This is a genomic window from Vibrio sp. ER1A, assembly GCF_000733315.1.
GTDB lineage: Bacteria > Pseudomonadota > Gammaproteobacteria > Enterobacterales > Vibrionaceae > Vibrio > Vibrio mediterranei.
The window spans coordinates 1-20,168 of record NZ_JPJA01000101.1; the positions used below are offsets into that span (position 1 = coordinate 1).

The 20,168-nt window shown below is 44.3% G+C and carries 22 protein-coding genes; 6 read left to right on the forward strand and 16 right to left on the reverse strand.

The genetic code is table 11. From position 1 onward, the window contains the following. Positions 1–166: 166 nt before the first annotated feature. From HW45_RS27660 to HW45_RS27695, 9 genes are all read right to left on the reverse strand, one after another. Positions 167–394, reverse strand: coding sequence for an ABC-three component system middle component 6 (locus HW45_RS27660; protein ID WP_029789941.1), 228 nt, complete (start codon positions 392–394; stop codon positions 167–169). After that, entirely contained in the window at positions 391–1,212 is an 822-nt protein-coding gene (locus HW45_RS28550) for an ABC-three component system protein (RefSeq protein ID WP_029789942.1), read from the reverse strand. The genes HW45_RS27660 and HW45_RS28550 overlap by 4 nt, the downstream gene beginning before the upstream one ends. Before the next feature lie 42 nt (positions 1,213–1,254). Next, positions 1,255–1,806 (reverse strand): recombinase family protein, encoded by a 552-nt coding sequence (locus tag HW45_RS27670; RefSeq protein ID WP_029789943.1) that lies wholly within the window; start codon positions 1,804–1,806, stop codon positions 1,255–1,257. A 623-nt stretch (positions 1,807–2,429) separates the two neighbouring features. Further along, on the reverse strand, positions 2,430–5,174 hold the full coding sequence (gene traN, locus HW45_RS27675; RefSeq protein ID WP_235225557.1) for a conjugal transfer mating pair stabilization protein TraN: 2,745 nt from the start codon (positions 5,172–5,174) through the stop codon (positions 2,430–2,432). Between the two features lie 126 nt (positions 5,175–5,300). After that, entirely contained in the window at positions 5,301–5,858 is a 558-nt protein-coding gene (locus tag HW45_RS27680) for a FlhC family transcriptional regulator (protein ID WP_031841455.1), read from the reverse strand. After that, positions 5,848–6,468, reverse strand: a complete 621-nt coding sequence (locus HW45_RS27685) for a hypothetical protein (protein ID WP_038231354.1) — start codon at positions 6,466–6,468, stop codon at positions 5,848–5,850. Before HW45_RS27685 ends, HW45_RS27680 begins: the two co-directional genes overlap by 11 nt. Before the next feature lie 17 nt (positions 6,469–6,485). Next, positions 6,486–6,650: a hypothetical protein gene (locus tag HW45_RS29665; RefSeq protein ID WP_021822838.1), complete on the reverse strand. Its 165-nt coding sequence runs from the start codon at positions 6,648–6,650 to the stop codon at positions 6,486–6,488. Further along, positions 6,619–6,948 carry a hypothetical protein gene (locus HW45_RS27690; protein ID WP_031841454.1) on the reverse strand — a complete coding sequence of 110 codons (330 nt, stop codon included), beginning with the start codon at positions 6,946–6,948 and terminating at the stop codon, positions 6,619–6,621. The genes HW45_RS29665 and HW45_RS27690 overlap by 32 nt, the downstream gene beginning before the upstream one ends. Before the next feature lie 57 nt (positions 6,949–7,005). Next, a complete protein-coding gene (locus tag HW45_RS27695) occupies positions 7,006–7,299 on the reverse strand; it encodes a hypothetical protein (protein WP_038231356.1) in 294 nt (97 codons plus the stop codon). 83 nt (positions 7,300–7,382) lie between these two features. Here HW45_RS27695 and HW45_RS27700 point away from each other — a divergent pair, with 83 nt between their 5' ends. Continuing rightward, positions 7,383–7,667, forward strand: coding sequence for a hypothetical protein (locus HW45_RS27700; RefSeq protein ID WP_038231359.1), 285 nt, complete (start codon positions 7,383–7,385; stop codon positions 7,665–7,667). Here the strand turns inward: HW45_RS27700 and HW45_RS27705 are convergent. Then, entirely contained in the window at positions 7,661–11,119 is a 3,459-nt protein-coding gene (locus HW45_RS27705) for a conjugal transfer protein TraG N-terminal domain-containing protein (protein ID WP_038231362.1), read from the reverse strand. The genes HW45_RS27700 and HW45_RS27705 overlap by 7 nt on opposite strands. Then, positions 11,116–12,486 (reverse strand): conjugal transfer protein TraH, encoded by a 1,371-nt coding sequence (locus HW45_RS27710; protein ID WP_038231364.1) that lies wholly within the window; start codon positions 12,484–12,486, stop codon positions 11,116–11,118. Before HW45_RS27710 ends, HW45_RS27705 begins: the two co-directional genes overlap by 4 nt. 222 nt (positions 12,487–12,708) lie before the next feature. Here HW45_RS27710 and HW45_RS27715 point away from each other — a divergent pair, with 222 nt between their 5' ends. Continuing rightward, positions 12,709–13,566, forward strand: a complete 858-nt coding sequence (locus HW45_RS27715) for a hypothetical protein (RefSeq protein ID WP_038231367.1) — start codon at positions 12,709–12,711, stop codon at positions 13,564–13,566. A gap of 63 nt (positions 13,567–13,629) precedes the next feature. Further along, entirely contained in the window at positions 13,630–14,343 is a 714-nt protein-coding gene (locus HW45_RS27720; RefSeq protein ID WP_038231369.1) for a hypothetical protein, read from the forward strand. A 42-nt stretch (positions 14,344–14,385) separates the two neighbouring features. Here the strand turns inward: HW45_RS27720 and HW45_RS27725 are convergent, their stop codons facing one another. The 3 genes from HW45_RS27725 to HW45_RS27730 form a co-directional block, all read right to left on the reverse strand. Next, positions 14,386–14,667, reverse strand: coding sequence for a hypothetical protein (locus HW45_RS27725; protein ID WP_031841449.1), 282 nt, complete (start codon positions 14,665–14,667; stop codon positions 14,386–14,388). 138 nt (positions 14,668–14,805) lie between these two features. Continuing rightward, positions 14,806–14,949 (reverse strand): hypothetical protein, encoded by a 144-nt coding sequence (locus tag HW45_RS29670; RefSeq protein WP_160171242.1) that lies wholly within the window; start codon positions 14,947–14,949, stop codon positions 14,806–14,808. Between the two features lie 41 nt (positions 14,950–14,990). Continuing rightward, complete coding sequence (locus tag HW45_RS27730; protein WP_021822334.1) at positions 14,991–15,299, reverse strand: hypothetical protein; 309 nt, start codon at positions 15,297–15,299, stop codon at positions 14,991–14,993. A 363-nt stretch (positions 15,300–15,662) separates the two neighbouring features. Here HW45_RS27730 and HW45_RS27735 point away from each other — a divergent pair, with 363 nt between their 5' ends. Then, complete coding sequence (locus HW45_RS27735) at positions 15,663–16,139, forward strand: hypothetical protein (RefSeq protein ID WP_021823482.1); 477 nt, start codon at positions 15,663–15,665, stop codon at positions 16,137–16,139. A 299-nt stretch (positions 16,140–16,438) separates the two neighbouring features. Here the strand turns inward: HW45_RS27735 and HW45_RS27745 are convergent, their stop codons facing one another. Next, positions 16,439–17,404 (reverse strand): integrase domain-containing protein, encoded by a 966-nt coding sequence (locus tag HW45_RS27745; RefSeq protein ID WP_200874611.1) that lies wholly within the window; start codon positions 17,402–17,404, stop codon positions 16,439–16,441. Between the two features lie 116 nt (positions 17,405–17,520). Further along, positions 17,521–17,649, reverse strand: a complete 129-nt coding sequence (locus tag HW45_RS30215) for a hypothetical protein (RefSeq protein ID WP_017788943.1) — start codon at positions 17,647–17,649, stop codon at positions 17,521–17,523. A 977-nt stretch (positions 17,650–18,626) separates the two neighbouring features. Between HW45_RS30215 and HW45_RS30115 the strand changes: the two genes are divergently transcribed. Both HW45_RS30115 and HW45_RS30120 read left to right on the forward strand, forming a co-directional pair. Continuing rightward, entirely contained in the window at positions 18,627–18,968 is a 342-nt protein-coding gene (locus HW45_RS30115; RefSeq protein WP_235225559.1) for a competence protein CoiA family protein, read from the forward strand. Next, positions 18,886–19,539 (forward strand): hypothetical protein, encoded by a 654-nt coding sequence (locus HW45_RS30120; RefSeq protein WP_235225560.1) that lies wholly within the window; start codon positions 18,886–18,888, stop codon positions 19,537–19,539. Before HW45_RS30115 ends, HW45_RS30120 begins: the two co-directional genes overlap by 83 nt. The last annotated feature ends 629 nt before the right edge of the window (positions 19,540–20,168 follow it).

The window sequence follows — 20,168 nt, forward strand, 5'->3', positions numbered from 1 at the left end:
CCTAAACAATAGTTTATAAGACGAATAACTGTGGTTTTTCCTATGTTATTACCCGTGTTTACCGCACTACTATTTGATGCTTTAGTTTCATCAACAATAAAGTTCATCCCTTTATGGAAAGGGATGTTTCGGATGATGTGTGTATCACACTCTATTAGTAAGGACTTTAAGAACATAGTTTAATCCAGCCATCCTCAGATTTGATTGCTCCTAACAAGTACAACCAGTCCAGTGTTAATATAAATAGCATAACAGAAATATCTTCTTCTTCTTTCAGCTCTTGGTAAGCTTCAAAAAAGTCCGAATTGCCACCATGTTTTTTCAATATACCAAGGGTCTTTGCCCCAAGATAATAGAGCTGCCTTTGTGGATGCTTATTTGGATTAATAATCACGTTATGGGTTCCTCCAGTATCTTACAACGGAGAAAACCATCAACCACAAGAATTGACACCGCAAACTCAACATCTTCATATGCAACCGACAAATCGTTGTTCGCGCTATCATCGATTATCTCATGCAAGTTTCTTCTCACTGTATCAATCAGTTGATCTGCATGTTTTCTAATATTTTCCAGAGATTGATCTATTCCCAAAACCTCTCCCTTAGCATTTAGGTACACGTGTTTTATAGCACGTAAAACCCCTTCTTTTTTAGCACTTCCAGCTTTTTCAAACTCACCATATAACGCATTAATTTTACCTTGATAAATTTTATACTCTGTCATCAAAGGTTGATTTGTAACAACATGGTTATGTTTGATTTTATCTTCGATTGAAAAGCCATTTTTTACGGGCGTATCCTCTATACCATCAATATCAACACTGACAATTTTGTTTATTACATCTGTTAGTAAAGATGGTCGCTTATTCAGAGGGCGCTTACTTGATGTTCGCCTTTCCATATCTTGTTCGTGCGACTTTTTCATACTCTTCAAAATTGGTACAGTATACTTGTTGACATCATCAGTTATATCGTGATGGCGAACGCATAGAAGTATTAAGTTATCGTAATCTGCCCGCTGCTCATCCGTCATATCCTTGTTCCAACGCTCCCCTCCCTCATTGGCCGCTTCGATATGGCATATGTTCGAGTTTTTGGCAGAAAACTCATCGCTCATGATTTCCTCACAACCAGGAAAAGAACAACGATTACAAGCAAGCCCGAATAGTCGTTTCAATGTTTTATCTGTATAACTTCTAGGCCCTGCCATCTTTTATGTCCTTGCTTTCTACCATTGAGAAATTAATCATTCTTAAGCTCTAGATAATGCTTTGTTCAGTGTTGGCCTACTTACACTAAAGTGACGTGCCACTTCAGTCTTAGTTACTTCGGGATCTAGCAGCATAGCTTTAGCTTTTCTAATGTCAGAAGGTGATAGCTTTTCCTTTCTTCCACCTTTTCTACCTCTAGCTCTAGCGGCTGCCAATCCTGCTTTTGTTCTCTCAGATATGAGTTTTCGTTCGAACTGAGCAATAGAACCTATCATATGGAAGGCTAGCTCACCTACCGCTGTGGTTGTATCAATGCTTTCATTCAAACTTACGAACTGGACATGTTTAGCTTTAAAACTATCTAAAAGCTCAATCAAGTCCTTTAAGCTTCGTCCTAAACGATCTAAACGTTGCACGACCACCACATCCCCCTCTCTAAGTGAATCGCACATACGTTCTAACTCCGGACGTTTCTTCGATTTGCCACTGAGCTTTTCTCGATAAACTCTTTCACAACCAACAGCGACAAGTTCGTCTACTTGAGGGGTTTCTGACTGTTCGTCAGAACTAACACGAGCATAACCAATTTTCATATGCAACTTGAAACAATCGTAGGTATATTTTACATAGATTTATTTACAGATTATTTTACACAAAAATGCAATCTATTGGCATGAAAATCTCGACCACCGCCACGTAAAATAAACACTCGTTTGTTTTGCAAGTCAGCATTGTTGACTCAAATGAATCAGCGAACGGTACAGTTACCCCTAGGAGTTGGTGTACCGTTTTGTCGCGAATCGGTACAGTTTCACCAAACTAGGTGTAAGTCCAAATATCTCGAAGTTGCTTAAGCTACAAGGGTGGTATGAATTCCAGCCACAAGTAAATGCTGAAAACTGTACCAGCCAGACGGTACAGTTAAAAACGGTACACTTGGTACTTGCCCCTAATTAACTATAAGCAACTGAACTTATTAACTTACCGTTTGAAAAGGTATCGAGTAGGGTTGCCGAAAACAACACGATACCTAACTCTAGAGATCATTTAGAAACATCCCGTTTCGGCTTACTTTGGTAGTGCCCTGCGTACCAAAACACCCCCCCGACACTGGCGATCGTGGCGATAAGACCAATCAACCAAATCCATAATTCCATAGTTCCCCCTTTGCCTGCACTAGCCATTTCAGAGTAACACAGACGCATATCTATAATTGTTAGTTCCCAGCTCCTTTGTCCAGCAAGATTGAATCCGCTGCATCCTTACGAACCTTTTCCAGATCAACTCCCTCCAGGCGAGCATGAACTCTATCCTCAGCATTCAAACGAGTGCCATCGGTATTAAAAATACTCCCAGCACCAGTTAAGCTATCAAGGTCAATCGCAGATGACTCTGGAAACTTACCATTCGCCTGTAACAATCCTAACCATTCATCGAGGTTTACTTGCTCCCAGTCAACCTCAGCCAAACGGTTCAAAGGAATGCCGTCACATTGAGGAGCCTTCGCAGAACCCCAACTCAGCCCCAACTTCGGTCTGATTTGTTGCTGGATAATTTTTGATAATGGCGAACTGAAACAACAGTAAGTTTGGCGCTTCTCGATACAAGCACCAAGCACTTTTGTTTTGCAATATGACCCAACCTGATGGCAACTATTCAAAGCTCTTTTTGCATTAAGCTCAAATTCTTCTTCTTCACATTTCCACACAATCTGAATGATCATCATTGCCACTACGTAAGCGGTATATGCGGCCATAATGCCGCTGAGCATACTCGCCGCTTGTTCTCCGACTATTTGTTCCATCATCCCCTCGGGTGCATCAACAGCAACGCCAGTGCTCCCCGTTGCAGATGCATTACCAAGAGCCTTACCTGTAATTTTGGCGATTTCATCCTTTAATGCTTGGATAGCCTCTTTAGCTAAGTCGGTTATTGGCTTAGTAAAGTTATCAATAGCACCCGTAATATTTTCCATATAAGACGTGAAAGGTTTCGTTATCTCTGTCCACCCACTTATAGCAGGATCACGGATAGCCTGATATGCACCTTTTATTGCACTGCCATCTTGAAGAGAAAGAATTGCACCGTCCAGTTTCGGCACTGACATGATAAGTGTGAGGTAATCCCCCATCGATAAGCCGCTAGGCTTTTCACAACAATCCTGAGCGCCGCCAACCGCTACCTTACATTCGCCTTGCTCACCACTAAACGCTTTACAATATGTGTTGTTCTCTCCTGTAATATCTTCACAGCTCATATCCTGAGTCATGAACTGTGCCGCATTTAACAGTGCAGAAGCTCTTGCAAAATCAGAACTCTGAGTTTTGTTTATATCAAGGCAATCATCCCCCATACATCGGATTGGTCCACCACATGAATACTCGGTTTCTTTTTCTAAGCTAGGTACTTCTACATCGTAACCACAATCATATTTCTCTTCATGTACATAACAGTTACCTTGTGAGCCTCTCGCTCCATCAACACACTCTGAGCTAATGAAACCACATTGGGGGTTATCTTCATATTTTTTACACTGCTCAATATCTTGGTAATTTTCCAGACATTGCTCGTTGCCATCTTTATCGAACCAACAAGTTCCTTGCCCCTGGTTAAATGAACATTCTAATTGTGAGACATCTACACGTGCAGCTAACTTCGGTACATTGGGCAGAGGTGGTTCACCAAGTAAATTATAAACAGGATCGCCTTTACATACTTGGAAGCCAGAAAGCATTACGCACGTATCATCATTAGATGGTGAAGCACTATAAGAACCCGTACAGAACTCCTCTAATGAAGCAATCCCATTATCAATGCAACTTTGAGGTGTCCATCTATCGGAGACAACTGTAAGATTTTGCGCAAACTTTAAAAGTAAAGGCCCTGAGAAGTAATCAGCTAATGGTGTACCAATGCTCTTTACTTCCCCACTGTTGTGAAAAGAAAAAAGCTCTACTTGATTTGAAGCTAGTGCAGAGATTGCTGCTGACTTATTTCCAGCGGAATCATCGTTCCCCACTAACACAAGAACCTTTCGAATATCCCCTCCACGCCATTGGTAATGATTCGCAGCCCATGTAATAGCATCAAATGGGTAAGTTGGTGCGCTAGCTGCATTCACGCCATCTAGCCAAGTTTTAAAAGCGTTAAAATCCGGAGTCAATTCCACACGATTAAAGATATAATCACTGTTCCTGTAAACAGCACCTCCAAGCCTTAAATCATCACTACCATCTTGTGTTAGCAATTGAGCAAAAGCCCCTACGTTGTTCCTTAAGTCGTGAATGACTCCACCCATTGAACCTGAATTATCAATAAGAAAGACTATATCAGCTGGTTCTGCGGCAATCTCTATCGTATGAGTGATAGCACAGTTACCTTTAGGCTTATACAGTCGGTCACATGTATAATAATCAGGCACATGTGACTTAATGGTTTTATCTTTGATAATGGTTTCAGCCGAACAATCCCCAAACCCCTCGGCTATTATGTCGATATTGTCGTAGGTCTCTCGGCTAAGATTCATCAACGGATCATTGCTGAAATCGGGCTTAGACTGGTTCGTGGCATCGAGGAGAACCTTATAAGCAGCTCCAGAAACCGAAGGGTTATCGCTGTTAGCATCATTCCACAGGGAGCTTTTAGTGTTGCTCCCTACATCATCCATCCCATCATTGGAGTCCCAGATATTTTTCAGGGCGTCCACATTAGGTTGTGTACCGTCTGCAAAATAGTCACTTAACGGATCATCGTTCTGGCCTGATGTGCCGGGGAAAAGATCATTCACATTGATGGCTTCACCGCCGCTAAAGTGAATATTGCCAGCCTCATATGAGGGCTGCTCAAACTCTGCGGCCATTTCAAGACCAAAATTTTGAGCTTCTCGACCAGTCTTAGCAGGATTTGTTGGTTGATTTGTATATCCGTGGGTTGGCAACAGTGACATTGTGACAATGAGCACACACGAGATAAACCTTGATGTGGGGTGATGAACCATAGATGATACCTCCGTTTTCAATGGTTCATGCTATTTCAGTATTTAAAATTCTTACGCACCTGTAATTGCCCATTTGGGGTGTATTTGGCATCAAACTGTCGTAATCGTTGCTTCTTTTTTTGTGCTACTAGCTTGTGGTGAGCTTAAGCAGAAAGGGCAATTCACAGATGTTCGTTGATTCACTGATGTAAAGTAATTGCACTTACAGCTAGGACATGTCTCTATCATCGCTTCACCAGACCGCAGCTCTTGGGCTAAACACCATGCGTCTGTAATATCTAGCATCTGCCAGCGCGCTCCATGCATACCAAGCGTTTCACTTCTGACTGCGTTGTAAAGTTTATACGCAGAATGAAGAGTATTGATGTTGATAGATCGCAATGCTGCTTTTCCTGTGATATTAAAATAGAGCTGCATTAGCAGTGATGCTTCTATCTTTGAGGTATGACTATGGATAATTGTTGCACCACCACGAACTTTGTGGCTCTTCCTACGGATCGTAAGTCCTTCATCTTTGAGTTCTTTGTATAATCTGCGAATCTGCTTATAAGTGAGCCCGGTTTCGATCATGATAATTTGGCTTATGTAGCCTATGAGTGCCATATTCCTAGCTATGCCCCATCGTGACAAGTTACTGTTACAGCTCATATCTACCTCCAGTGCTCAAAGATTGTTGATGTTTTTTTAAGATGAGATGAGTAACGTGGCATTCGTCACTCTCCAGAATTTCTTTCACCAGTTCGGGAGAGAAACGGATTGCGAATGGCATATCCTTGTCACAGGCTAAGCTACGAAGCTGGTTGTCGGTGGCTTCGGCCACCGATTTGGTTAGAGATGTAGTTACATCAAATATTTGGGCTGCTATGTCCGTATTGTCATGTGCTATTCGGCCCATGAGCAGCCAATAGGCGGAGCTGAGCCCAGTATCCTGATTATTGATAAGGCTGACGTGATCATAGTGACCTTCTAGGTACTCGATGTAGTCCTTTTCACAACCAGAGAGCTTGAAGGAGATTATGGCACCAGATGACAACAGTTTGAGTTGACTTTCGCTTGCCGAAGCCAAAGCGGTCACAGTATCCAATGGAAGAGAAAATTGTTCGGAGACTTCTTTCGGATAAAGGCTGGACAGGCTTTTCAAAAGCGTCCATAGGCACAGATCAAATTCAAATACGTTTTCATTAAATCGGGCTACGCCAAAATTCTTTTGAGTATGACCTATCATTTTCGGAAGCAAGGAGCTGCTATTACATGTCATTGAAACGCTCTCCTCTATCAGTTTTTTCTGACTAAGCTAGGACGAGCAATAAACAGTGCTGCAACCACGACCGGAAACGCTAGTGCATATAACCATTGCTTTGTCTCAATACCGCTGAATGTTACAGTTGCTGCTACACCCAGCGTATAGCTAACTCCTACCCAATAAATTAACCTCTTCATTATTTTCATCCTTTAGTAATACGACAAATTTTTCACACCCTAGCTGTTCCAAATATTTTTTAGCTGTCTCAATTTTTAATTCACGCCTACCTCCCCTTTTTGAAATAAGAATCTCAGCGTTAACTTCAATCTGAAAATAGTTTTTTCTTACCTCTCGCAGAATCACAATTTCAACTTTGTTCTGACGGAACATTTTTAATAAATCAACATGTTTCATAAACAACCTAAATATAAATTTATACTTTCCCGTTTGAGGGTCAAGTGGGAGAATCAAAAAACACACATGATATTTTTTCATGAAATCATTTTATGGTCTTTTAATTTTATAAGTCTGACCTTATTTTATCTCTTAAAGCTAAGCAGCTTCATTATCTTTCACTATGATGAGAAATAATTTCTCATACTCCTTTGAATACAAGAGAAAAGGATTCCGTCTTTGTCCAGCGATGATAGTCGCCCGAACATGTATCATCGACAATATAGACTCTGTTTTTTCCAACATAAGCTCTAGGACTTTCCCGCTTGCCACAATCACTTTTCCCTCATATTCAAGCGATACTCTTCCTACAAGCCAAGGACCTCTCCCCCTAATCATTTGTATTTTAATTTCTTCAAGTAAATAACCTAAATCTCTACTTTTATTTATCATCTAAATTCCTCCACTCGCATTGACAAAAATAAATTCCATGTTAAATGTCAATTAGGGACATCTAAATTAATAGGGGATCAGTAATGTTCAGAGAAACAATTACGTTTTCAGCCTTCATGGCTGCTTTGTTCTTTTGTGTCAAAGTAGCCGGAATTTTTGGTCTGATTGTTTTAATCATAGCCGTGTGCTTCTATGCCCAATGGCTCAATGGCCGCTCCCCATCTTCAACACTGAATATCAATAATGTTGAAGATAGAGACACAACTAACAAGCTTAGAGACACTCAATCCTACTCATCAAGCTACTGTTACGGACCGAATGAGCACCCATACGATCCGCACATTAGCTCAGTTGAACGAACCTACTGACCTCTGCTTACACTCATATATCGCGCTACTGGATTAAGATACCCAGCAGCTTGATCTTTACCCGCGTCTGCGGAAGTCTGGATGATGTCGCTCATACGGTCAGCAAGTTCAGTGTCGCCAACCTCAGTTCGCATCTGCTCCCTCAAGTTGGCGACTTGCTGTTCATCCCCTGTCAATGCAGCTGCGAACAACTGAGCACCTGTTTGATTAAGCCCGGCTTCGGCCCCGGCAACCGTAGCCATACTCCTAAACTCATAACCATATTGCTCAACAAACTGTTCCGCAGCTTCAACACTGTGTTCACTAGCAGCAGCCAATGCTGACGCAAAAAACATCCCTCTCTCCTGGAGACTCATTCCTTTCGCTGCTTCGGAGAGATCCGATTCACCAGTCAGCCACTCTTTAGCTGCGTTGTATCCTGACACGCCAGCTCCCATAATACCGCGACCAAGGGAAGCCATTCCGGTTAATGCCTTACCTGCAACCCCCCACTCCTGCTCAACATATTCATCACCACGCTTAGCATCTTCAATGAATTGATCACGCTGCTCAGAGGTCATACTGGCAAGACGACCCATTGAGCTTCCAAAATTATCAGAGAAGCCATCTACAGCAGCTCCTGCTCCACCAAATAATTTCTCGATAAATCGGCCAGCCCCTTCGGCTGTAGCGAAAACCTGAGATGAAGTTGAGGGAGCAACATCATTAGCCATAATGCGGTTGCGTAGCTCCCCTAAACGTTGCCCTGTAAAATCGCTCCGATTTTGACCGTGTTGCGCGTTTACGTTATCCAGGTTCTCACCGTGAGCGGCATAAACATCGCTATCTCCTCCGGGAAGATCCGTTTTAGGTTTGGCTTTCTGCTCAGCTGTCATCAATTTAGGGACGTTCAAGTTTTTCTCCCCTTGGGTAATAAGTGTGCTATCTATTTGGGGAGCCCCGCTATCTAAATGGCTGTGCTTTTGCGCCTCACTGGCATTTGCAATCGGGTTTTTAGCTCCAATTGTTTCTGCAACAATTTCCGCTGCCTGAGTTCTGTGTTGCAAATCTTCTGACTTCAGCATCGCATACAGAGCCCCACCCACTGAAGCCCGGTCTCCGTCCATACCAAGACCTTTATAATGTCGTTCTCGCTTAGTTGCGGCCTGGCGTAACTCACTAGGAGCCTGCCGCATGTATTGGCTCAAATTCGCCATTGACGCCTGATCACCCAAAACCGATCCTGCAATAGCTTGCATGTCTGCTGACGTCACACTGCCCAGCACTTCTTGAGCACTTGCTAACCGCTGATAGGTATCCTGAGCAGTCAGCATCTGGGAAGCAGTATGAGTCAGTCCATGACGCTGATCCTCACCAATAGACTCAGTAAACCGCTGCGTTTTATCGTCACTAATTTGATTAGCAACATCATTGGTCAGTGCTGCTGTATCATTCTTGGAGAACCCAATGTCATTAGCAATTCGATCCAAATCCTTTGTCATTTGAGTTCTTGCGGCAGTTGAGCGGGTTTCAGCATTTGCACTGAGATCTCCTCTCATATCTACAGGATTTTCTGCTCCAGCCGCTTTAGCAGCTTTTCTGGCAACCGAACCAGCAGGCCCCATTAAAGTAGAAACCAACTTTCCTGCATCCACGCCAGCACTCATTCTGGCACCAATCGCACCAATAACTGCGTTGGTCTGAGAACCATCAAGGCCATGCTCTTTAGCGTACTGTTGACCAGCATTCACTATCGCTTTGGCCTGACTGCTATCCGATGACCTCAGAATCTGCCCAAAGCTCTGGAGCCGTTGATAGGACTTGTCAGCACTATTCCCAGAGAAGAATGAGTTCGAGAGCTGATTCTGAAAAGCGTCTTGGGCAACCGCCGCTCTTGCATGTCCACTGCTTACCATTTCAGAAGACATTTTAGAGAAATTCACTTTATCAATTAGGCCATTGGCACCACCCTGTAAGCCGCCCTGAAGGGCATTGAAAGTGTGGGCTGGCATTTGTTTAACTAACGGCGCAGGTTGTAGTAAGTCTGGAGAAGAGATCTTCTCATTAATATGATCACCACCACTCATGCGGCCAGCCAGTGAGTTCAGTGAGTAAATTGACCCAGAAACAATGAACAAAGTAAGGACTGGTATGGCAGAAGCCATCATTCCACCTACAGCAAGATCATTGCTCATCATATCCGTTACGTGAAGAATCCCCTCGAAACTCGTTGGATCACCGCCAGAAGTGATGTAGTCCTGTAAGGAGGCAGTGCTGCGGTTATAGATAAAGAGATTCACCACTGCCAAAACTGGCATCCATAGCTGAATCCAGATCAACGTCATAAAATATTTAAAGACCAGTTGAATCCCCATCATTCCCAGCACGATAAGCAGCCCCATGAGCGGCACAATGGCGTATACCAGAGCTTCGATAAATGTCAGCATCGGCCTGACAACAGTAGCAAATACCGATTGCTCCGCAGTCCACTGAGTATTTCGCTGCTGCACCGCCTGCTCAATCATCAGTGAGGCAGTGCCTTGCTGTATGGACTCGTAATATTGTCCCATGCCCTCGGTTAACACCGGAGTTAGGATCGCTGCCTTGAGCATGTCAGAGCTAATAATTCCTGTTGCCGACAGGTCATTAAGAGCATTGTTTGTTTCCGCCACAGGATTAACGCCACTTGTACCAGCAACGGTCAGACCCAGTAGGTAATTGATCGATTCATGAGAAGTTCCAGAGTCGAATGCCGTATCCGTGGCAGCCATTAGATCAGTCCAGGCGTCAGTACAATTTGGAGTTGTCGACCCACTAGGTGACACAAAAATCTCGGTACCATAGACCGTTGACGAAAAGCGCAATGCCTCGCGCCAGGTCAGATTCTTCAAATTCGATTCGGATACGTCAGCCAGCTGATAACGGATCGCGGTACAGTCAGCAACATAGTTTCGCCAGCTACGCTGCATGTCCACTGAGCCACCTCCAACAGCACTATCCCAGCTAGCCCAGAGTGCGGCATTTCCCGCAAGCTGGCGTTGCGCACTGATCAACTCTAATGAGGACAGAAACCCTTTCCGCGTTATCTGAGGTGTAATAGTCGCAAACCCGGTCTCGAACTTGTCGGTCAGGACATAGCCGATATTCGAGATCATTCCCCCAATCGCGGCTGGTCCCAAGGGTACGTTGGCAACAACACGGACATCACCAGTGTAGGCATCCTCGATTTTGACCAGAGCTGATGCCCCGAAAAACATTGCATATACAATCCAGCCGATAAGCACCTGCTGGATCTCAATACCACGACCTCCCTGTACTACCCCCTTAACGCACACAATAACCACGGACACCAGAAGACCGATGGAAGCCATTTTAGTGAAGTCATTCGTCCCAGTGATCATCGCAACGGCAATCAGTACCTGCTCTAGTAGTTCCGAATCACCGATGCTATAAATCGTAAACTCAGGCATCATGCACCTCCCCTAGAGCTGGTGAGGCTGAGACGTTGCGCCTGAACATTTTTTATGATTTGGTTGTAGCGAGTAACAATCTCACTGACTGAACCGTACTGCTCGACCATCTGCCGATGTTCGTTCTCGATGTTTATACGCGCTCGCTCTAACTGACCCATTACCTCATTTTTATGCGGTGAGTCGGCATTAGATACTGCTAATTCTGCCGCGGAAATCATCTGTGTCGCTAGGTCGTACACGATCGCATTGGCAATAACAGTAGCACTTTCATCTGCAAATGAATTAGCAACACTGTCAGAAAGAGCAGCCAAGTTACGAATAATTGTGCCTACTGAGGCTGGAAGGTTTGTGATCAGTGCTTGCTCATCGGAAGTGATTGGACCAATATTACTTCTATACTTGAAAATGATTCCTGGTCGAGAATCTGTTCCTGTGAGCGCTTCATAAATTTTTTGACGAACGCTACTTAAGGTGACAGTTTGTCTCGCTGGAGCCAAACAATCATCGTCACAGTCATAGATTTTAACTTGACCGCCGCCTACAAGATCTGAAAGGGAGACTAAGCCTCCTGGGAGGCGTGAGACAGGGTTGGTATCACCTCCACTGGCATCTGCCACCAAATCGCCAACGATCACCGAACCAGTAAGTGAAAGCATCGCCTCAAGCAGGGCAGTGTCACCATATTGAAACCAGGTGCTTACAGAGTTAACTTTCAGTTGCTTCCAAACAATATTACCGATCATTTCTTGATATTTGGCTGGATCGTTATTCTTCAATTTCCGTAGTGGAGTTTCCCCGTCTTGTTCTTGTACCGAACCGAACATATCGTCATAAAGCCCAGCCCCCGTTGCCTTTATAGATGCCTTGGTTTTATGCTGAATATCAAATGCTGACGTCGCGTCATTAACAATCCCTTGCGCCAATTGGCAGCTATTCGCTAAGTGCTGGTTTAATGCTTGAACCTTTTTCTGAAAGTTCTCCATCCACTTCGCACCATCCGGGAAAACGTTATCCAGAGCCAACTGGAACGCATAACCTTTCGCGTTGGCCGCAACTGCTCTCATCATCGTGACTAGCTGCTCAGCGTTAATAAATGAGAACGACCCGCCAAACATATCAACCCCACCACATCCCGCCTTCCAGGATGGTGGAGTAAAGGAAACAAGGTTCTGCTCATAGATGCGTGACTTAACGGTATAGCGCCCCCCAGTGAAGACTCCGCGACGCTGTGACTCATGAACACCAGGCAAAGTGGTATTGCTCATTTCATTGAATAAGCGATCCATTTCAGACTGTAGTCCCCCGGCGGAAACCGGGGCGGTTACTGTCGATGCAGCGATAATCGCCGCCAAAATTGTTTTCCGCATAATAGAAACTCTCCATCCGAATTTGAGTTTCTATTTTCTCAATCATTAGCGCTATTCCTTAGCGCTCTAATTGCCCACTTTGGGAGCAATCGGGATTAACTTTAAATTGTTCTTTCGTGACAGGTTAAAAACATTTGAAAAAGCCACTTTCTTAGACTTGCGTTTATGGTTTTCCATGAGATGTTATATATGAAATAAATCTCACAAAATGGAGAATGACGAATGAACCACAAATTGACACTGTTATTATCAACTATCATTTGCAGCCTCTTTTTAAACGGCTGCGCTGTATCACCAAAGCAATACGATACACAACAGAGTAGAGCACTAAACATTGCTAGAGCTGGCGGGATTTACGATCAAGATTTACAAGACTCCTCAGATGGTACTAACTCCTACAAAAAATCACTTTTGCTTCGCGCACTAAATGCAACAGCCCTACTAACTTCACTCGATGCGCCATTGTCTGGGATGACTGGCGCTCAGACTCTAGCATTCAATGCAGGAAATATCATGGCGACACCTGATAACCCGTCCGCTCGCCCATCGTTAATGGCCTGGATGCCCAAAACAGAAGCTACTAATAAAGATGATGCACGTATCAAGTTCGAGGAACTTGTGGATGCAAGCCTAATAAATACAGCCCAGAATATGGGAATGATCGTTGAAAAACTGGCCGACAAAGGTATTACGATGCCAAAACTGAATGGCTGGGATATCAATATATGGACAGTGGATGCGCCTCAGTTCGGCTGCAAACCTGAGCATTGCGTAATTGCAACTCACGTTGCTCGGATAAATGATTGGCAAACACCTGAATTTATCACTTCTGGGCCAGGTGCAAGTTTTATTCTAGATTCTAATCACCCTAGTCAATACAGCCGAATTATTTTCCAGCAGACAACTGAAAAGGTTTCCTTCCCGGTCGATGAATTCTATCGGCACTTAAGTGCCAACCTCCCTGCATGGTCAGCTATGTACTTTCCTCCTAATACCGTCTTTAAGGATGGGCAAACACTACCTTATCCGGTGCTTTATGAACATGGTCAACAGCTTATGTTCGTAACTCCTCAAAGCTAACTGAAACCATATAAGGGCGGAGCTGGCAACGCTGCATACCAGTTCCTCAATGGAAACAAAATTATGATGACATTAACGACCGTATCAGAACAACTTAGTAGCATTCAGAGCCGAGTATTTTGGCGTGTGGGTACCCAACGAAAAGGCATACTCAATGTCACCCTCGATTTTGAAAGCAACGATAGCGCCCTACTCTGCGAGTTATGCGCCATTCGCTACCTGCTGCTCGAAAAACAAGTTTTTGGCCGAGTCCCAGGAACAGGAAGAGGCTACAAACTGGTTGTATCAAAAGGTGCCATCAAGAAACTGGCACGGGGAAGATCTGACAAAAAGTGCGCCCAAAAGTTTTCGGCCTTCCTACAATCTCGTTTGGCAGGAGTGCAGATCGAGGTCTCCACTAAAACAGAGTACATGGCCAACATTGAGGAAGAGGCTACAGAACTACTGCTGGCTGAACGAAAGCGATATGCAGGCACCTTTGATGCTATCGAAACACCTGCAATGGGCACGGTCTTGGTAACAGCTCACGCTGTATCACGATACAGCGAGCGGATAACCTCAGGCAAGCCCAAAGCCCCGTGGCTATCCTTAGTGAAGCGCCTCCAGAACCCAGAACTTCGCATTTACCCTCTTCTGGAGCGAGAGCGCCGTCGCAAAGCTAAGAAATACGGTACCGCTGACAATGTGGAGGAATGGGGCCATCCGAGCAGTGAGTTCCACTTCCTGATACTGAACGATCAGGGCACCAGAACTCTTGTCACCGCCTACGAACGCTAGGCCAGAAACGAAAAAAGCCGGGAACCCCGGCTCTTTTCACGATCAATGAACTGTTTCATCGACACCGAACGCTTTCTCCCAAGATTCACCGCTTTCAGCTGCATCCAGATCGATAACGAATTCTAGCTCGATGCGATCCAGTTCCAGCGACCGCATTTCACATTGTTCAGTAACCAACTCCCGATAACGGTTTTCAGCTTCATCGTGAGATGTCGCTGAAATCGTCTCTGAAAACAGTTCCTGATGTTTGTGATTGTTGAAAGCGTAAAACATGGTGCCAACAACATCGTAGTTACGCATAGCGCATTGAGTTTGTACCGACATAACAGTCTCCTAGTACGGTTAAGCCGGGAATCCCCACCGGGATTTTTCCCGGCAAGGGTTGTGTTTGATTTAATTAATTACTTTATCGACCAACGCGCCAAAAGCAGCCATTGCATCGCTATACGAGTCATAAGTACGCTAAGTGACCTGCTTAGGCAGACCGTACTCATCTTCGTAAAGCCCCAAGAACAGACGTCCATCGCTATCAGGAAGCGGAGAAACTTGATTTAACAAAACGCTAATCTCGTTTCCAATTGCTTGTTGATAGGTGGTTTTCATCATATCTAGGGCAGTTTCCTCAGTGATCACATCGAACAGGCTCTTTAGCGCACCTCCAGGCAGCGGTTAAACGCTGACAAACGGCGTGGCTCCTGAACGATCTGGCCGTCAATTGGCGCAGACTCGATGAAAGCACGAGGTGTTTTGTGAGCTTTAAGCTCGCGGCTTAGCCACTCACCAACAACAGAGTTGTCACTCACTTGGGTAGGCATGACGACCTTTACAGGCCGCTTCTTAAAAAGACCAAACGCAGCTTTGAGCAGATACAGCATTCCGCGAGCAAGCAGAGATGCTGAAACCGAAAACAGTGCAACGGTAACGATCATAACTAAGAAGAAAGTGGTTGCAGACATAGCTTCACCTCATATTTTTGAGGGAGCTATCCCCACAAGGGATTAGCTCCCGAGTGGGTTTAAAGTTAGTTTGCTGTTTGTTTTTGGCGACCAGCTATCGCACTTATCAGCTACAAGAGCTGAATGAGCTTCCAAGATAACAGGCTGTTCTACTTAGACAAATCGCTCCAACTGCCCTTTTGGGGCGACAAACTGTTCAGCATCCCTCCCCCCAAGAAAGCGATTAACCCCATTTGAACACCAATTACGTCTCAGATCAGTCAGAACAGCGACTTTCACATGTGAAAGTGAGTCCAGTCCGTCATTGAAATCAGCAACTTTACCCTCCATATAACATAGGGATAATTAACCTCTGGAGTACCTATGACCGACAATACAGCAATGGAAGCACTATTCATCCAGCAGCGCCTGCAAATCATGAATCTGGGCGTGCATCACAACGAGTTTTCTGACTCTTACCTGCACGCTTGGGAATCTGGCACCTATCCGCTCCTACAAGACACCGATGGCAGTGTGATCAGGATGCCTCATGAACCCTATGCGGAGTTCTTCAAGACCCCAAAAGACAAAGTGCAACGGCTATTTGATCGCTTATGTACAGCATGGGACGCCAAAGAAGAACTGACTTTCTATGCCCTGGAAGATGAGCTAGGCGTTCGCGGTGGCTATGGTAGTGAATGGGATCGCGTCGATCTCATCAAGATTTGCCGTTACTTGTACCTGGAGCGTTCGTTTGACGAAGAGTTCTGGAAAACTCTGATCACGCCGATGGAACACCCTTCCGAAGCATCATCTATCCTTCGTGAATTTAACCGTGAGCGTGACATATACTTCATGTAATCAATTCACAGTTCCGGAGGTCTCGGTGGATCTCCGGGGCGCTTTAGCAGCACCTGCCAGAGCACACGAAAAGCATAAAAGTGAGTCGCCAGTGTTTTCTGTGTCAGATCTGACTTTCTGGCATAGTATCGGTGGATATGTGCCCGACCGATTTGAGGTGGTGTACTCACCCCTGGTTCATTGGCCGCAATGTCATTGCACGCATTTACCAGCAGCCGGATCTGAGCTCTCCTTGTCTGCTTACCACCGTGGCGTAGATATGAATGCGACCGTTCTTTAATCCATTTTTCCATATCCGCTCACCCCAAGTACGAATTTGTCACGTCGACACGACCGTGACCCAGTTCTCTTGCTATTTGCATCCTGACCTCACGATCAAGATACTTTGCTGTTTCAACGCTAATTCCCTTTTCTCTGGAAATATATTTATGATGTGCGTTGCCATGTTTTATTCCCGCTTTGACTGGACATTTCACACCAGATAATTTCTCATACCTATTTTGAGCATACGCATGACGCTCACCGTGGAATTTAACACTCAATCTTGCCGCTTCTTTGTAAGCATCCTGCCGAAACTCTTTATAACTCTGTTCGGCTGGGATCATACTGCGACCATTTTGAATATCCCTGGCATGCTCTAGCGCTTTAATTTGTGATTGCTCAAAAATAGGAACAAAACGAGGGCGACCTCCTTTCGTTCCGTCTCTTATTTCTACACATCCTTTACTCTGGGCTTGAGCCAGAGCTTTATCTGCATTTAATTTTGCAGACTCTTCAAACCTGAGACCTAGTTCTCGTTGCAAATTTAACAATGCTCCAGTTCGCTCAGTTGCAATGTAAGTTGCTTTATCGTGACGCTCCTGAGAAATACTTTTGTCCCCTTCACTAATGCCACTCCGCTTAGGTAAATCACCTTGTTTTACTGGATCAACACGAACCTTATTATCTCCACGAGCGATTTCCATTACTCTATTAACCGCACTTAAATAGTTTTGTGCAGTTGATGCTTTTATCTCACCATTTTCAAAACGATCTCTTAAATGATCCGCGTACTGCATTAAGTGTGAAACTTCAACTTTTCTAAGATCTTTAATTCCCTGTTCAGTTTTGACCCAGGAGCAAAATACATTCCAGCGGTCATGGATCGTGCTAATAGACTCAAATGACTTGTACTCTTCTTTCAGCGCATTTAACCCGGCATAGCCCATGTCACGACTTTTAAGGCCAAAATTTTTGGCATCCGGATTCGTTCGTTCACATCGCACTGATGCTCCCCTCTTAGTTGTTCTGTCCTCATTAGCCATGCCCCTAACTGGTGTTAAGTGATATGCAGTTTTTGATGGCAGCTCTGCGTGCTGCTGGCTAAGCGGTTCTCGCCGCTTCAAAGGGCAGATAAGACGATGCCCACGTCTACTTTATTACGACCAAACATTGCTATGGCAGGGGCTCTGCTCTCAACCGTCTGGCCTGCCTGAAATGGCAAACTGACGGCAGATCCGGCTGATGTCATCGTCTCTGATTCCTTCCCAATACTGGAAAGGACCCGGCGAAGCCGGGATTTTTCGCGCGTTTTCCCGCGCGGGTCGAAAGCCTAGCGCCGTTGAGGCGCAAGGCTTTCGTCGGGTGGCTAGCCCCCCGTCTCTGTTCCCTGACGGTAGACAGAGACGGGGGCGAAGCATCAGCTCCACAGCAATAGCAACATCAGTTACAGGTTGTTGCTCAGGAGGAGATCGAGCATTTTTGACTGGCTCAGGAGAGAGCCTAGAAGCTGAGACCTTTGACTGATCGCAGCTAAGAAGCATTGTGCTGCGCAAAACGCATACAGCAATGCAGCAGCACAACGCTGCAAACAATAAAAATAGAAACATGATGTTTCCTCCGTTCTGTTAGATTTCAGGCGGAGGAGTGCCCTATCAGGGGTCACATCCCCCAGATGGGTTAACTATGTAGAGGCCATTCGGCTGTAAGTATTTTGAAGTGGTTTATGCTATTTCTTGGTAACGATGACTAGCTATCAACGACCGACTTTGAGCGGTATTCCATCTTTTATGATAGTTTCGTTAGTCTGTGTGTCAACTGCTATCAAAAGAGGCTTTTTAGGTTGCTTTTCGACGTAATTTTCAGTCCTATCGTCATAGCTGTTAATCCAAAAGCAACTTTTCGAGGGCTCTCAAACATACACATACAAACATACCTGTTGCCTTAATCAAAATACTATCTTGAGATAGTATTTTGACATGAGAAACATGAAGCTACGCTGCGAAGGAAAATACATATGCCGTTTATTGGACATGACACGGTTAATGATAAACGTGTCAACATCCTTAACTACGAAGACCCAAGAGCAATATTTAAACGAGGTCAAATAGTATGTCAATACTGTAAAGAGGAATTGGTGATCAGAGGAAACTGGGGTTTTGCGCCCATTTCANNTGAAATGGGCGCAAAACCCCAAACTCTAGAATAAGCGTACCCAAAATACACTTCATGCACCTATCAAATGAGTGCAAAGGAGAATACAAACATCATCCAGAAAGTCCCGAACACTTATTCTTTAAAGAGCTCCTTTCAAGGGACTTAGCCAAAGATCTTGATGAGTATAGCAATGCACGTGTAGAGCTCGAATGTCCTGTTGAATCCATAAAGCGAATCATTGATGTTGCTTTTATCTTCCCTAATGGATGGGTTGTTGCCCATGAAGTTCAGTTAAGTGCGATCACACCCAATGAGTTAGAGGAGAGAACGAATGATTACAGAAAAGCAGGAATTGACGTTACTTGGTGGCTTGGGAAGCAGGCAAATACCCAAAAAAATCGCCAATGGTGCTAAGAAAAACTGGGTGAGTGCCACACCATTGATTACGAAAAGCTGGTCGAACATTCAGCCAAGTGAAAAAGCTGTGAGATATGGAAGCTCTGAACCTAAATTTTTCACCTCCTTTTGGTGGTCGCTATCGATTGAAAATTCAAGCGAATTTAATTACCCAATGCTCCCTGCGGATAGACAAAGAATGCCGAATCAATCAATGCTCTCTTATACACTCATTCACCGCTTACTATTTGCTACACTTCAATGCTGGGCTACAACATCGTCAATAGAAAAATCGCGATTAATGAATGGGATAGGAGCCCCTAAAAGCCAAGCACAAGCAGCAGCCCTATTAGGAGCTTGGGAAGGTGTTGGATTTTTAACGAAAGAAGGAAAAGGAAAAACAGCATCGTACAAGATAGTTGATGGCTATAAGGCAGGAAATTGGCCAGGAGCCACAAATGAGCAACGAAAACAGTGCTACCAAAGAATACTAAGAAACATACCATTGAGCATAAATCTGAATGCAGTCAAAATAAGGGCTGTATGCTTAAAAAAAATAACTTATGAAGCCGCAGACTTTACTCTTTAACGGTAAAGCTTGAGCTAGAGAGCAAATCAAGTAGCTCAATTATGTGTATTTTATAAAAATTTAGGTCATTGAAACCTTGAAGCCATTTGTTATTACACAGGCTATGATTGATAGAGGTGATATCTTGAAATACAACGCAACTCCACAGTCTTTTCCCCCTAATCTTGATATGTGGCCTGTAGGTTCGGCAGAACGCTTAATACATGGATGCTGGCTGTTGAGCATTATGAGGCTCCATACGTTCACCAATGAGTGTGGCGAAACGCTCCTGGAAACGTACAATGAAATTAATCATAGAATAGGTGTAAATACGGTTTACATTGACCTTCTTACCTTAGGCGAGAATTATAGAAATACGTCACAAATCTTAAATATCATCAGGAACAATGAACAACCGACTTGGGTTTGGTTTACCAACTGCGACGCTCTATTAGATACTTCGCTTGCTGGTTGGCTACGATCGATTCTAACTACCTGTGATGTGGAGCATCTAAGAGTGGCTTTTCTTCTCGATAACAAAATGCAATACAGGAGAATCTTTCAACATTATTCAGCACCACTTTACAAAAGTACTACATATCTAGTTCTTAAAGTGAACTAAAGTTTGTTGAAAAATACTGTTTATTTGG

Bases quoted from the DNA above. Each gene is read 5' to 3' on its own strand.
- HW45_RS27715 (WP_038231367.1), top strand. From the start codon at position 12,709: ATGAACCACAAATTGACACTGTTATTATCAACTATCATTTGCAGCCTC.
- HW45_RS27670 (WP_029789943.1), bottom strand. From the start codon at position 1,806: ATGAAAATTGGTTATGCTCGTGTTAGTTCTGACGAACAGTCAGAAACC.
- HW45_RS29670 (WP_160171242.1), bottom strand. From the start codon at position 14,949: ATGATGAAAACCACCTATCAACAAGCAATTGGAAACGAGATTAGCGTT.
- HW45_RS27720 (WP_038231369.1), top strand. From the start codon at position 13,630: ATGATGACATTAACGACCGTATCAGAACAACTTAGTAGCATTCAGAGC.
- HW45_RS27700 (WP_038231359.1), top strand. From the start codon at position 7,383: ATGTTCAGAGAAACAATTACGTTTTCAGCCTTCATGGCTGCTTTGTTC.
- HW45_RS27725 (WP_031841449.1), bottom strand. From the start codon at position 14,667: ATGTCGGTACAAACTCAATGCGCTATGCGTAACTACGATGTTGTTGGC.
- HW45_RS30115 (WP_235225559.1), top strand. From the start codon at position 18,627: ATGCACCTATCAAATGAGTGCAAAGGAGAATACAAACATCATCCAGAA.
- HW45_RS27730 (WP_021822334.1), bottom strand. From the start codon at position 15,299: ATGTCTGCAACCACTTTCTTCTTAGTTATGATCGTTACCGTTGCACTG.
- HW45_RS27680 (WP_031841455.1), bottom strand. From the start codon at position 5,858: ATGAGCTGTAACAGTAACTTGTCACGATGGGGCATAGCTAGGAATATG.
- HW45_RS30215 (WP_017788943.1), bottom strand. From the start codon at position 17,649: ATGACATCAGCCGGATCTGCCGTCAGTTTGCCATTTCAGGCAGGCCAG.
- HW45_RS27690 (WP_031841454.1), bottom strand. From the start codon at position 6,948: ATGAAAAAATATCATGTGTGTTTTTTGATTCTCCCACTTGACCCTCAA.
- HW45_RS27685 (WP_038231354.1), bottom strand. From the start codon at position 6,468: ATGACATGTAATAGCAGCTCCTTGCTTCCGAAAATGATAGGTCATACT.
- HW45_RS27695 (WP_038231356.1), bottom strand. From the start codon at position 7,299: ATGATAAATAAAAGTAGAGATTTAGGTTATTTACTTGAAGAAATTAAA.
- HW45_RS29665 (WP_021822838.1), bottom strand. From the start codon at position 6,650: ATGAAGAGGTTAATTTATTGGGTAGGAGTTAGCTATACGCTGGGTGTA.
- HW45_RS28550 (WP_029789942.1), bottom strand. From the start codon at position 1,212: ATGGCAGGGCCTAGAAGTTATACAGATAAAACATTGAAACGACTATTC.
- HW45_RS30120 (WP_235225560.1), top strand. From the start codon at position 18,886: ATGATTACAGAAAAGCAGGAATTGACGTTACTTGGTGGCTTGGGAAGC.
- HW45_RS27735 (WP_021823482.1), top strand. From the start codon at position 15,663: ATGACCGACAATACAGCAATGGAAGCACTATTCATCCAGCAGCGCCTG.
- HW45_RS27705 (WP_038231362.1), bottom strand. From the start codon at position 11,119: ATGATGCCTGAGTTTACGATTTATAGCATCGGTGATTCGGAACTACTA.
- HW45_RS27710 (WP_038231364.1), bottom strand. From the start codon at position 12,486: ATGCGGAAAACAATTTTGGCGGCGATTATCGCTGCATCGACAGTAACC.